Genomic DNA, 13827 nt, shown 5'->3' on the forward strand with positions numbered 1-13827 from the left:
AGCGTTACCAGTTGTGGATGGAACCATCCGGACTTTTCAGGATCGGATGCGGGAATTTGGTTTTTTCTTTGACTTCCATGACGAAAGTCGCCCTTTTGGGATCGAATTTCACGCCCAGCCCTGGCGCGTCGTTGAGGTATAGCTTGCCGTTTTTGAAATTGATATAATCCTCGTTGAAATACGCCGGCCGCTCGGGCTCCCCTCCGCCCAGCTCCATCAAAGCCCGCGCGGGGCTGCTCGAACCCAGCACGTGCACCAAGGTGGCCGTTGCGAGAGGACCCGTAAAGTGCGGGATCATACCCACATAATGCGTCTCGCACATCGAAGCCAGCTTCCTGAACTCGCTGATGCCACCCGTGTTGGGCAATGTAAAGCGGGTGTAGTCGATCCAGCGGTTTTCGATGAACTCGTTGCTATCCCACCGGTCGCCGAACTGCTCCCCGACGGCAATAGGCACCTTGGTCATAGCGCGCACGGTTTTGTACACCGACGGGTTTTCCGAACGGATAATGTCCTCCACGAAATACGGTTCCAGCGATTCGAGGGCAGCGCAAATTTTCAATCCGTCCGTCATGTCAAAACGGGTATGGAGGTCGATAGCCCATTTACCGCCCCCGCCCACAGCTTCGTCGATGCGTTTGCAGAAGTCGATGGTTTTTTTCACATTCTCATAAAAATCGAACGGCTGGTCCCCATTGCCGCCCGTCGGCCCGATCCGGTAGGCGCGCAGGCCGGCTTCGATGCAGTCCCTGGCCCGTTCTTCTTCCGTTTTGGCCTTCGAGGCACGAAAACCGGTGGCGTAGCATTCCACATAGTCGCGGGTGGCGCCTCCGAGCAACTCGTACACCGGCACATTCAATGCCTTGCCCTTGATGTCCCACAGCGCCATTTCAAGGGCTCCGAGGGCATGCAATTTTTCTCGGCCCGGCGGATAAAACATTCCCCGGTACACATTCTGCCAGATGTGCTCGATCCGGAACGGGTCCTCGCCGATCATCATTTGCGCGCATTGTTCGATCATGTCCTTCGAGCCTCCTTCGCCGATGCCGACGATCCCTCCGTCGGTTTCGATCTCCACAATGCCCCGTGCCTGATTGAAAAGCGGTTTGTTATAACCCGGTGCGGCGTAATACCGGATTTTGGTAATCTTCATTTTAGACGCTGCACCGGCATTGATTACCGGGAAGCCGGTTGCCATTGCGGCGGTGCCCAGGAATGCTGTTTTGATGAAATTTCTTCTTTGCATGATGGTACTTGGTATGTCGGGAATTGTGTCTAGTGTCATGTGTGGTCAGAAGTTGTCATGGGTAGTCAGGGGGTCATGGGTAGTCAAGGGGTCATGGGTGGTCAGGAGTTGTCATGGGTGGCCAGGGGGCATGGGTGGTCAGGAAATCACCCGTTCATTGCTGATTTGATTTTCGACGACTCCCGGGCTATCAGCTTGGCTTCCATTAATATCTGTTTCATTCCTTCCTCCGGGTTTTTCAGTTTCTTCAATAAAAATTCAACCGCCGTTTTGCCCAGCATTTCCAACGGCTGCCGCACGTAGGTAATGGGACAATAGTAAAGGTCAAAAACCTCGGCCTGACCGAAACTGACTATCGCCAGGTCGGACGGGACTTTAAGCCGCAGCTCGTTAATATACTTCAACGCATTGATAGCCAGACCATAAGTAGCAAAAATCATCGCTTCTACGCGGTTCGCGGAGGCCAGTATCTCGTCGATAGCCGTACGCACTTCCTTGTCCATCGTCTCAAAATGCACTTCTTTCAGCCACGACTCGTGAAACTCGATATCATTGTCGCGCAAGGCGTGTTTGTAGCCTCTGATCCGCTCCTCCATATGGTACATATTCGACCGGTAGGCCATGATGCCAATCCTCGAATAGCCGCTCCTGATCAGGTGGACGCCGGCATCGTAGGAGGCCTTGTAATTGTTGGTAGCCACAAAATCCGTCTGTATTTCGGGAAAGTGGCGGTCCAGCAATACAAAAGGAATGTTCCGCTCTTTAAGATAATGCACCTGATTTTCGGAACCTTCGCAAGAGACGATGATGAAGCCATCGACCTGCCGGTTGATCAGCACATTCAACAAGTCCCACGATTTTTCGGCATGCTCGTCGCAGCTGCCGATAATCACCGTATAACCGTTCTTTTTGGCCTCGTCCTCCACTACGCGGGCGATATTGGCGAAAAAGGGGTTGGAAATGTCGGCGATAATGAGACCGATCGTATGGGTCCTGCCACTTCTAAGGCTTTTGGCAAGATGGTTGGGCTGATAGTTCATTTCCTTCGCTATCTGCCTGATCTTTTGCGCGATAGCCTCCCCTACCCTGGTTTCTTTTTCCTTTCCGTTAAGGACATAGGAAACCAGGGCGGTTGAAACGCCTGCCTGCTGTGCGATATCTTTGAGCGATACTTTTTTCATGGACGTATAAGCGTACCGTCGAATTTTCTTACCTGCCAGTTCGACTTGGTGCTAATGGGAAATTTGCCAGCGGCTTTTTCGTCAATGTCCACGCCTATGCCCGGCACTTCGTTCACCGACATGTAGCCGTTTTTCATGGTCGGGCAGCCAGAGAACACTTCCAGGGTTTTGTCGTTGAACTGCACGGCTTCCTGGATACCAAAATTCCAGACCGCGAGATCGATATGCGCATGGGCCGAATGACCGACCGGCGACACGTCGCCGGGACCGTGCCAGGCCGTTTTTACATTGAACCATTCCCCTAGCCGCGCCACCTTCATCGCCGGCGTAATACCACCGATCTGCGACACGTGAATGCGGATGTAGTCGAACCACTGGTTCACCATCGGTTCCAGGAACTCATTGACGTTATTAAACAACTCACCCATTGCCAGCGGCACCGTCGTACTCTGGCGGAGCAGCTTGAACCACTTCATGTTCTCCGGCGAAAACGGGTCCTCGATAAAGAATGGCCGGTAATCCTCCAACCTTTTGATCATATTGATCGCGTTCATCGGCTGCACGCGTTCATGGATATCGTGCAACAGTTCTACCTCCTCGCCGCACTGCTTACGCACGGTTTCAAACAAGATCGGGATCGCTTTCAAATAAGCATTTTCGTCCATATAGTTGTCCGTCGCACCGCCGAAACCGGCCTCCTTGAAATCAGGCTTCCGGGTTGTGCTTCCCACGGCACCGTAACCGCCCTGCTGAATGCGGATGTAACGATAACCCTGCTCCTGAATTTTCTTTACGCTTTCCACCGTTTCTTCCGGCGTGCGGCCGTTCGCATGCGTATAGCACGGCACGGCGAAGCGTGATTTGCCCCCCAGCAACTGGTAAAGCGGCATACCGGCACGTTTTCCTTTAATGTCCCAAAGCGCCTGATCGAGGCCGCTCAATGCATTGTTCAGCACCGGGCCGTTGCGCCAGTAGGAGCTTACATAGGCTGCATTCCACATGTCTTCGATGTTGTCGACGTCCCGGCCCGCGCAAAACTCGTTGAGATAGGTATTGATCGCCACCAGCACCACTTCGGCCCGCTGCGTAAAGGTGGCACAGCCCAGGCCGTAAAGTCCTGGTTCGGAGGTTTCTACCTTCACGACAATGAGGTTGGAACCTTGCGGGGCCGTCGCAATTGCGCGAACGCTTTTGATCGTCACGGGTTTCATGGCCCTGGCATAATGCGGTGTTTCGCGATCTGCCCGGGCATCGGAGATGCCCCCGAACAGGCCCAGGATTCCGGCCGAACCGCTCAGTCCAAGGGCTTTCATCGTCTCCCGACGACTCATTCCGTTCTCTTTCATGGATATCAGGTTATAGGTTAAAGAATCGTTGTCGTCATTTTTTGTCCCACCACACCCTGGTATTCAGATCATTGGGTCCCTGGCGCGCATTGGCTTCGTTCACATTCTGGAGGTTCACGACGATCTCGCTATCCGGATACGGCATCCGGCGAATGAAGTCCTCCTTGATTTCGGAACCGGGGTACGGGTTCTTTTTCAATGCAGGGAAGCCGCTACGCCGGAAATTTGCCCACGACTCGTTGCCGTCCAGGAAAGTAGCTACCCAGTATTGCGTATTGATCTGCTCCAACGCTTTTGCATCGTCCAGCGGATGCGCTTTCAGATAGGCCTGAATGGCATCTTCCCGGATCGCCGCGCCGGGGTCGTAAAGTGCCATTTGTTCGAGATTGGCCCGGATGCCGGCTGCAAAATAGTCGGCCGCCTTACCCGATACCCAGCCACGTGTAGCGGCTTCCGCCAGCAAAAGCTGCACCTGAGCATACGTGATGTGGAACTCGGGCGCGTCGAGTTTCAAGACTGTTTTGAGATTAATCTGGCTGAAATCCCACAGACTTACCACGCCATTTTCGGCCAGGACGCTGTTGATCGTTACGTCGTTATAGCCCATCGGCATGCCGATCTGCACTTTCGGATCGGACGAGGCGCGTTCGGAAACCTGCTCGGGGCCGCCTTTCGCGCCCACGTACCGGACGGCGAACACTGGTAAGCGAGGGTCGTTGTTCTCTTTGAGGTAATTCACAAATGGCGCTGCCAGGTAAAAATTGGTCTTCTCGCGGGCCGCCAGGTGATTGGCGATATAATTGTTGTAGATCGCGGTATGCCGGATAATCGAGTTGTCGGCATTGCTTTCGAAAACGCCGCCAGCTACGGCTTTCGCAACATAGCTTTTGGCCAGCGCCGGATCTACTTTCGAAAGCCGCATCCCGGCCCGTAGCATCAGCGAGTAGCCGAGTTTCTTCCAGCGGGCCACGTCGCCGCCGTACAGGATGTCGGTGGTAACCGCTTCCTGCTTGGTGTTCAGAGCGCCTGAGGCCTCTTCGAGTTCTTTGAGAATATCCTTGTAAATGGCTTCCTGCGGATCGTATTTAGGCCGGATAATCTCGTTGATATAGCCCTGCCCCGCTTCGAAATAGGGGATATCTCCATAGGTGTCGGTCAATATCATGAACGCATATGCTTTCCAGATCCTCGCTGCGTGGTAAATGTTGGATTGCAGCGGGTCGTTTTTGGTCTGGTCGGTTACCGCCACGAGCTGCTTGATCACATTCCGGTAAAAATTGACCCACACCAGCGGCGTGTTGGAATTGTTGATCTGGTTGTAATTACCACCGGAAAGCGAGCTGCCGTAAGGGGTGATTACCTGTTGAACAATACCAAAATTGTAGCAAAGCATCCCGAGCGTGGAAACACCGTCGAGGTAGGTGGTGGCGATAATGGCTTTGTTCAGGATCAGCGATGGCGCCAGGGAGGTCGGGTCAACCTTGTTGGTATTGATCTCGTCGAATCCCTCGTCGCACGACGTCATCAGCGACAGCGACACGAGGACCGCGAGCATGTATTTCGATGTAGCTTTCATGGTTGCCGGGATTAGAATTTGACATTGAGATTGAAACCGATGCTGCGGGTGGGCGGCAGGCCGGGCCAGAAATCGAGACCCGTGGCATTGTCCGACGAGTTGAGCACCTCCTCCGGATCCATATTCTCGGTCCATTTCTTGATTACGAGCACATTGTTCGCAACGGCACTCAGCCTGAGCCCTTTTACAAACGACTTCTCGGGCAGCAATTTGCTCAGGTCATAGCCCAGTGTAAGTTGCCGAAGTTTCCAGAAACCCGCATTCGAGACGAAATCTTCATTGATACCCAGCGGGTTAATGGATTCATAAAAGGGCTGAACAGCCGCCTTTGTCTGATTCACCTCGCCGTCGGGGTTCACGCCGTTGCCGATCACATACCCCTCGGCCCGGCCCGGTAGCGTGCGTTTCGACAGGCCGTGACGCATGTAGTTGATGTTCCGGCCGGCGATCATCTTGTGCCCCAGCTTGAAATCCACCAGCGCCGAAAGCATAATGCCTTTGTAATTGAACGTGTTGGTTATACCGCCAAAATACTTCGGCAACGCATTGCCGACGTTCACCAGCGTATTGTTTCTCAAAGGCATTCCACTGTTTTTATCAAACACCTGACGGCCTTGCGCGTCGCGCAGGTACGTGAATGTGTAAAGCTGACCGAGCGGTTTTCCGACCACCATATTCAGTGTCCGGCCACCGCCGCCGCCGACGGTGATGACCGTATCTTTCTCTGCCAGGCCCAGTTTCAGCACCTTTGAGGTATTGTACGACACATTGAAACTCACATCCCAGGTGAAATCCTTTGTTTTTACCGGAGAACCCGTCAGCAAGAGCTCGATACCCTTGTTCATGCTCCGGCCGACGTTAATGAGCTGCGCCGTGTAGGAAGAAGCGTCGGATATCTGGGCGGCGAGGATCTGATCGTCCGTTGTTTTATGATAATAGGTCAGATCGAAGCCCAGCAAATTATTGAACAGCTTCATTTCCAGGCCCGCTTCCGCCTCCTTGATCCGCAGCGGGCGCAGGTTCCTGTTCGGCACTATCGATGCGTTGATCCCTCCCACCGGCACCAGTTGACCAGTCGGGTTCGGGAACGAGTTGTTGTCCACCGCATAGTACAAAGCATTCGAGTAGGGATTTACATTATCCGACCCTACCTGCGCGTAGGCCGCGCGCAATTTACCGAACGTAATCCATGCGGGCAGGTTCGGGAAGGCTTGCGAGAAGATGAAGCTACCGGTTACCGAGGGGTACAGGATACTGCGGTTGTCGGGGGCAAGTGTTGAAAACCAGTCGTTTCGCGCAGTTACGTTCAAATAAATGAACTCTTTCCACGATATGGTCGCCGCTCCGTACAGCGAGTTGATTTTCTTTTCCGAAAGGCTGTACAACGGGTTTTTGACGCGGCCGTTCATCACGGTGTAAAGATTCGGCTGAACAAAGTCCTGCACCGTCACGCTGTTATAATCCATCCGCGCGTAACGCTGGTTCCCTCCGAGTGTCACATCGACACCGATGTTGCCGAAGGTACGGTTGCCGCCGAGGATAAAGTCGAGGTTGCGCTCGGTATTGCGGCGTACATCCTGTGTAAATGAGCCGTTTACATAACCGACAGGCGCCTTGGCGATCGGTGCATAGCCGTTCGGGATATTATAATCCTGGTTACGTACGTAGAAATCCTGCGCCGCGCGAAGTTGGAGGTAAAGCCAGTCGGTAAACTGGTACTTCAATGCGACATTCCCGAAAAGGCGGTCACGCGTGATGTTCTCGAAATGGTGGCTGAGCGAATAATAGGGATTATTTCTCACCAGAAACCTCGAAAAGACGAATTCGTCACCGTTGGGGAGCGTCTGGTTTTGTTTCAACGCCTCAAAAGGCATCGAGTTGGCCAGGGTAAAAATGACAGTGGAAGTAGCAAAATCCTGCGTATCTACCTGCGGCGGGTTTACATTCTTTTCCTTTGAATAATTCACATTGCCGAATGCCGTAAGCCGCTTCGAAATATTTTGCGTGAAACCGAGGTTCACGACCTTGCGGTTAAACTTGTTGTTTTCGACGATCCCGCGGTTATCGGTGTTCGCCAGTGAAAGACTGAAACCGCCGTTGGGGCCATTGTTGGAAACGGTAATGGTGTTGGTCATGTTCGTACCGACGCGGTAAAATTTCCTTACACGGCCGCGCACCGGCTCGTAAGGCCAGGTTTCGTTATCGAAAAGGATCTGCGTCATGCCGGGTTCGAACTTCTCGCCGAAACTCCACACGCCGGAAGTGGGTTTTTCGGTAGTTGGCCGCTTTCCGCCCTCCCCCTGCCCGTACTCATATTGAAAATCGGTGAAATCCAGGGGTGTGTCGGTCGTGAAGTTCAGGTTGTAATCCAGCCCGATCCCCTTGCCCGTGCCGCGGTTTTTGGTCGTGATCATTACTACGCCGTCTTTCGCACGCGAACCGTAAAGTGCCGCTGCCGTGGCGCCTTTCAGCACGGTCATCGACTCGATATCGTCCGGATTGATACTCGAAAGCCCGTCGCCGCCATCGGAACTATTGGCGGCCCTCGGACCATAATCGCCGCCTCCCGCGAAGTTGGAATTATCGATCGGTACTCCGTTTACGACAATCAGCGGGTTGTTCTGTCCCGAAAACGACGACTGCCCGCGAATGCGTATCTTGGCCGTACCACCGGGGCCCGTCGAGAGCGAGGATATGTTTACGCCTGCCATTTTGCCCTGCAATGAACTTACCACGTTGGGCGTGCGGTTGGTGGAAATCTGGTCGGAAGTCACGGTGGCCGTCGCATAACCAAGCGTTTTGGCTTCCCGCTTGATACCCAGCGCGGTAACAACCACTTCCGTGAGGTTTTTCGACTCCTGTACCAGTTGGATATCGATGACCGTCCGCGAACCGACGGCTACCGTCTGGCTCACATAACCAATGAACGAGAAAACAAGACTGGCGTTGGCGGGCACGTCGAGGGCATATTTACCTTCCGAATCCGTAACGGTGCCCTGGGACGTACCGCTGATCAGGATATTCACACCCGGAAGCGGCTCCTTGTTTTCGCCGGTCACGCTACCCGTGATCCGGCTACTCTGGGCGAAAACCGCGTTGCAACAAAATAGCAGTAGCAACGCAGCAATCGTAAAACAGTTCTTCATACCGATTAATGGGGTTCAAAATTCAGGTGAATAGTGTCATGCAAAACATTACAAACCGTAATCGCTTACGGACACGGGGCCAGGAATAAAGGGCAAAAAATCACTGTGTCCGGCCGGAATTGCCGAACGATAATATATATACGTAAATAACTATTCTCGCCTTACCAATCGCGGGACCGGGCAAATGCAGCAAAAACGTACGATGCACGAGCCGCGGGTCGTCAGTATTACGTAAAAGTTTTATTTAAACGATTAAGCAAATTTTTAAAACCAATATATCGGGACAGCTATGTTTTAGTCAGGTCTAATGCGATGGTATCGGAACTTGCGCGGCCAGCCGGATTGATAAAATGGCAGGCCAGATGAAAAGTAAAGGGAAATGTTATGGTCAAATGTAGATTTAATCGATTAAACAACAAAATTTCAAGACAAATTTTTTAACATTTTTTCTAAAAATAAACACATTGGAGCCCCAAAACCGCCCGAAATCGCATTGAACCGCAAAAATGGCGTTCAGATAACCGTTCCACCGCTTTGTGTAAATGGAATTACTTCGCCGGCCGGAAACACTAAATTTGCTCTGAAATCTGCCAACGGTTTCCCCAAATCGGTCCATCCTGTCATGACTTTTTTAAAACGTACGTTGGAACAATCCAGGCTGCCGCTCACAGTGGGCCAGTTCTGGTGGTATTCCTTCTGCTATTGGAGCATTTTCGCAGTGATAACGTTCGGTCAGCTTATGATGCTGTGGCTTTTGAAGGAAGGGGTGGTGATGCGGCCCCACGAGATATTTATCTGGCTGCTCGACGGGCTGTTCTGGTGGTCGACGACCCCGTTGATCCTGTACGCGTCCGTCAAGGTACCGGTGGCATTCAAGCCCCGGGGACGGTCGGTTCTCAAACCGATCCTGTTTCATTTAATGATCGTCACGTTTCTGAATATTTTCGTTAACACCGTTCACTATTACATTACCAATCCGCTGATGTACAAGGCTGTGGGCAAGGCTGTTCCGCTCGAAAGCTATCTTTTTTCTTTTTTTACAGCTTACACGGCGAGCTTCGGCCAGTACCTGTTGCTCGTAGTCGGGTTTAGCAAGGTGTCATACATTTATCGTTACCAGGAACTGAAACAGCAGAATTTCGAAACCGAGCTTCATAACGAACAGCTACGTGGACAACTGGCCACCGCGCAGTTGCAGTCACTGAAAATGCAGCTCAACCCGCATTTCCTTTTCAATACGCTGCACAGTGTAGTGAGTTTGATGGTCAAAAACGATATTCGTAAAGCCACGTTGATGATTACCACGCTGAGCGACCTGCTGCGGGCGGTGCTCGTGAACCAGTCGGCGGATTTCATACCCTTGCAGGAAGAACTTAAACTGACCCGCCAATATCTCGATATCCAGCAAATACGCTTTCAGGACCGCCTTAAAGTGGAATATCACATCGACCCGGCCTCGGAGCTGTACCCCGTGCCTCAACTGATACTGCAACCCATCGTCGAGAACTCCATTACCCATGGCATTTCCGATCTCACCACCAATGCGCTCATAAGCATTACCAGCACTGTGAGCGCTACGGGCATCCGGGTGACGGTGTACGATAATGGCGTTGGCACCGCATCGCGGAAATCGTCGAAGGGAATGGGACTAGGGCTAAAAAATACTTCGTTAAGATTGCAGCAAGCCTACGGCGCAGAAGCCCGACTGGAATTTGAACAGCCGGTCGGCGGGGGTACGGCGGTAACGCTGCATTTTGACGGCCGACGATCGAACCCCGATGGCTGACGGAGAGGAACTATTTCGGAAAGATGATAAAGAACATTAAAAGTGGCCCGGGAGGGCCTTCCTGTTATAGCAATGAAGTGGAATCGGGCGTTCCGGCTCCGGAGGAGCTTTCTGCCATACGGTACAGAACGCGCTGGGACGCAAATTTTTGTGATCTGACGTTTTTGCGATAAACAGGATGCGCCTCCATAGCCCGACAAACACCAAACAACCCCAAAAACATGAAATACCGCTGCCTGATCATCGATGACGAAGTGCTGGCCAGGGACGTAATCAGGACATTTGTACAGCACGACCATTCCATTGAAATCACCGACGAGGCCGCCAACGGTTCGGAAGCGGTGGTGAAAATCCTGCAACACCGGCCGGACGTTATTTTTCTGGACATACAAATGCCCGAGCTCGACGGCTTCGAAGTACTGCGAGAGGTATGGCCCCATCATCAGCCGTTTGTGGTATTTACCACGGCATTCGATCAATATGCGTTACGCGCATTCGAAGTGAATGCGATCGACTATTTGTTAAAACCTTTTGACGAGATCCGTTTCCACCAATCGCTCGGGCGGCTTAAAGAACGGCTAAGCCAAAAATCGCAGCCACGGATCGAAGAGTTGGTGAACAGCCTCCTTCGTGAGCAGAAAGAGGAAAACTATCTGCAACGGCTCCTGGTGAAAGAAGCCGGCAAGATGTACCTGGTCAAAACAGCCGATATTACCCATTTCTCGGCCGACGGCAACTACATTACGGTCTATACGTGTGAGAAGAAAACCTACACCATTTACGAAAGCCTGGGCAGCCTCGAAGGCCGGCTCGATCCTTCGGTAATGATCCGGGTCGGGCGGTCCAATATTGTGAATATGAATTTTATATCCGAATTGGAAACCTATTTCAACGGCGAGTACATCATCCACCTGTCGACAGGCGAAAAAGTGAAATGGACACGGGGCTACCGCGACAACATCAAGGCATTCCTGACCAAAATGGGGTAACCGCCGGATACGGTTCACTGTTTAATATGCACGGTTTAAATAACGAAATGGTCAGATCAGACATTTTTGATTCCCATTTCAACGCTTAGGGATGCAAATTTGTCAGTAAGTATAACTTCCGGTTATACCGGAGAAGGATACCTGACATTCAATTGCATTTAAATCCGTTAGCCATGCTCATCAAACCGTCTACTATCGTTACCTCCGCGCTCCTGGCGCTGCTCCACCAACACAAAGGCGTACATCAGCGCCAGCTTTTGTTCGCAGTGGCCGTCATCGCGATGCTTACGATCTGGAAGCTGTGTGCCGCACTGCGCGACGCAACCCACCCGCAGGGGAGCGCCTGCGAAACCTCAGCGCCCGTCGAGCAAAAAGCAACCGTCAGATGGAGCTACGACGAACTTGCACACAAGCTCATCATACAAAACACCGACCTCGCCTATTCCGAGCTCGATCAGGGTTTTACACAGCGTATCGGCAGGTCGCTCAGCAAAGTGGCCAGGCACATCGACGGCAAGCCGGTTATTGTCAATCTATAACACAAAAATGGCCACCGCACACTGCCGGTGGCCATTGCTTTTGATTCGCCGGGCGTTTCATGCCGGGCTCACCCGAACCACAATTTTACCCACAGTGTGCCCGGTCTCCATCGATTCGTGTGCCTCCGCAAGGTCCGTCCAGTCGTAGACGGCCGAAACCCCGGGGCGTAGTGCACCGCTTTCCGCCATATTCACCAGTTTTTTCAAAACCTCGCCCTGCCTGTTGCTTTCAGGCCGCTGCAAGGGGCCACCCATAAACTGGTAGCTCAGCGTAATGTTTTTCAATAACAGCCGATAACCGCCGGTCTCCGGCACCTCAACCGGCAGGATCGTGGCAATGTGGCCGTTGTAAGCCACATAATCGAGGCACTGGCTGAATGTACTGCCGCCGACGGTATCGAATATCAAACCGGCGCCTTTGCCGCCGGTAATATCCATAATTGCCTTCGGGACATCGGTTTCACGGTAATTCAGCACATAGTCTGCACCCAGTTCCGAGCAATAAGCCAGCGAACCGGGCTTGCTGGCGGTAGTAACTACCGTACAACCCGTTTTTTTAGCCAACTGAACCGCCAGGTGCCCTACCCCGCCCGCGCCGGCATGAATTACGACCAGGTCCCCGGCAGCGACCTTCAACCGGTCGAACAGCCCTTCATAAGCCGTAATACCCACCAGCGGAATAGCCGCCGCCTGTTCGTCGCCCAGCGTGCCGGCATGCACGCAGGAACGGTAGTCGATCGCGACGTATTCGGCGTTGGCGCCGTTCCTAAACGGTGTGGGCGAACCGATGACGCGATCCCCGATTTCGAAACCGGCGACATTGCTTCCTTTATCAACGACAATGCCGCACACATCGAAACCTAATATCAACGGAAAATTCCGGGGCACCGAAGCCTTCTTCCGGATGCGGCAGTCGAGCGGGTTTACACTCGTGGCGAGTACTTTTAAGATGAGGTCGTCGCCCGAGGGTACCGGATCGGGAAGTTCCCGCATCGCAAAAACTTCGCGGGCCGGGCCATGGGCGGTAATTACATTTGCTTTCATGGTTATGTGTTTTTAAGCAAATGTACCGGCCTTCCCCGCCCCTACGCTTGCGCGACCGGGAGCGTTATCTGCGCGACCGGGAGTTTTTAAACGCCGACGGCCGCACGCCGTATTTTCTCAAAAATGCATTCGAAAAAGCCGCCGCGCTTTCGTACCCGCATTGAAATGCGATTGCGGCAATATCCAGGCCGGTGTCCGGCAACAACTGCGCGGCGCGTTCGAGGCGCAGGTCCGACTGGTATCTGAACACCGAAGTATGCAGCTGCTCCCGGAAAACCTGCTTGATACGAAACGTATTGGTTCCGGTAAGCCTGGAAAGCTCCGAGATAGTCAAATAGCTGTCCGACCGATGAATATGCCAGATGGCTTCCTGCAATATGTCCCTCGCGCGCGCGCCCGTCGTGTGCACGCGCGAGGCGAAACGGAAAAGCTGGTCGGTAATGAGTTTTTCCTGAAAGAGGTTGAGCAATCCGGGGTTGTCCGACAGGGCTTTAAGCTGTAAAAACGCATCCGCACATCCGGCGGAAAGGCTCATAACCGGGACCGGCCGTTCGAACAATGCCGGCGCATTACTTTGCAACATTTCCGTATGGGCATCGGAGAGATGGATATGGATTACCTTAAAGTGCGTATCGGCGGGCAACACCGCCTGGTATGGGCCTTCTTCCGTGCGGTAAAACAATGCCTGCCCGGTGCCGAAGCCGTATTGCGCGGCACGCCTCGGCATCGACCTCGAATTCCCTTCGATACAAAGCACCATTTTGTAAAAACTCGACGGATAACAGACATTTAACGTATGCGACGCATTGGTCTGAAAATCAAACCAGTGTATACTCGTCGTTAAACTCTGCTCCGACTGCTCGTAATGCCGGTACAGCCGCCGTCCCTCCGGAAACAGTGCAGGTTTTCCGGGAAAAAGTGGTTTATTCTGATAGGAAATCTGCATGACATCATACATTTCAGTTCCTGCAAAA

General features: G+C 52.8%; 10 protein-coding genes. 3 read left to right on the forward strand and 7 right to left on the reverse strand.

Annotated features, from left to right (window positions below):
* Positions 1 to 4 precede the first annotated feature (4 nt).
* The 5 genes from ABV298_RS29720 to ABV298_RS29740 form a co-directional block, all read right to left on the reverse strand.
* Positions 5 to 1246 carry a mandelate racemase/muconate lactonizing enzyme family protein gene (locus ABV298_RS29720; RefSeq protein WP_353719748.1) on the reverse strand — a complete coding sequence of 414 codons (1242 nt, stop codon included), beginning with the start codon at positions 1244 to 1246 and terminating at the stop codon, positions 5 to 7.
* A gap of 146 nt (positions 1247 to 1392) precedes the next feature.
* Complete coding sequence (locus ABV298_RS29725) at positions 1393 to 2427, reverse strand: LacI family DNA-binding transcriptional regulator (protein ID WP_353719749.1); 1035 nt, start codon at positions 2425 to 2427, stop codon at positions 1393 to 1395.
* A complete protein-coding gene (locus tag ABV298_RS29730; RefSeq protein WP_353719750.1) occupies positions 2424 to 3773 on the reverse strand; it encodes an enolase C-terminal domain-like protein in 1350 nt (449 codons plus the stop codon). The genes ABV298_RS29725 and ABV298_RS29730 overlap by 4 nt, the downstream gene beginning before the upstream one ends.
* 34 nt (positions 3774 to 3807) lie before the next feature.
* Positions 3808 to 5349, reverse strand: a complete 1542-nt coding sequence (locus ABV298_RS29735; protein WP_353719751.1) for a SusD/RagB family nutrient-binding outer membrane lipoprotein — start codon at positions 5347 to 5349, stop codon at positions 3808 to 3810.
* An 11-nt stretch (positions 5350 to 5360) separates the two neighbouring features.
* Positions 5361 to 8495: a SusC/RagA family TonB-linked outer membrane protein gene (locus ABV298_RS29740; RefSeq protein WP_353719752.1), complete on the reverse strand. Its 3135-nt coding sequence runs from the start codon at positions 8493 to 8495 to the stop codon at positions 5361 to 5363.
* Positions 8496 to 9117: 622 nt separating this feature from the next.
* Between ABV298_RS29740 and ABV298_RS29745 the strand changes: the two genes are divergently transcribed.
* The 3 genes from ABV298_RS29745 to ABV298_RS29755 all read left to right on the forward strand — a co-directional run bounded on the left by ABV298_RS29745 (position 9118) and on the right by ABV298_RS29755 (position 11809).
* On the forward strand, positions 9118 to 10281 hold the full coding sequence (locus ABV298_RS29745; RefSeq protein ID WP_353719753.1) for a histidine kinase: 1164 nt from the start codon (positions 9118 to 9120) through the stop codon (positions 10279 to 10281).
* Positions 10282 to 10502: 221 nt separating this feature from the next.
* Positions 10503 to 11270 carry a LytTR family DNA-binding domain-containing protein gene (locus ABV298_RS29750; RefSeq protein WP_353719754.1) on the forward strand — a complete coding sequence of 256 codons (768 nt, stop codon included), beginning with the start codon at positions 10503 to 10505 and terminating at the stop codon, positions 11268 to 11270.
* 173 nt (positions 11271 to 11443) lie between these two features.
* Positions 11444 to 11809, forward strand: a complete 366-nt coding sequence (locus ABV298_RS29755) for a hypothetical protein (protein ID WP_353719755.1) — start codon at positions 11444 to 11446, stop codon at positions 11807 to 11809.
* Positions 11810 to 11866: 57 nt separating this feature from the next.
* Here the strand turns inward: ABV298_RS29755 and ABV298_RS29760 are convergent, their stop codons facing one another.
* Together ABV298_RS29760 and ABV298_RS29765 are read right to left on the reverse strand one after the other, a co-directional pair.
* Positions 11867 to 12853, reverse strand: coding sequence for a zinc-binding dehydrogenase (locus ABV298_RS29760; protein WP_353719756.1), 987 nt, complete (start codon positions 12851 to 12853; stop codon positions 11867 to 11869).
* Positions 12854 to 12917: 64 nt separating this feature from the next.
* The gene (locus ABV298_RS29765; RefSeq protein ID WP_353719757.1) at positions 12918 to 13799 is read right to left on the reverse strand and encodes an AraC family transcriptional regulator; all 882 of its coding nucleotides are present in this window, start codon (positions 13797 to 13799) and stop codon (positions 12918 to 12920) included.
* Between the last annotated feature and the right edge of the window lie 28 nt (positions 13800 to 13827).

Source organism: Dyadobacter sp. 676 (genome assembly GCF_040448675.1).
Lineage (GTDB): Bacteria > Bacteroidota > Bacteroidia > Cytophagales > Spirosomataceae > Dyadobacter.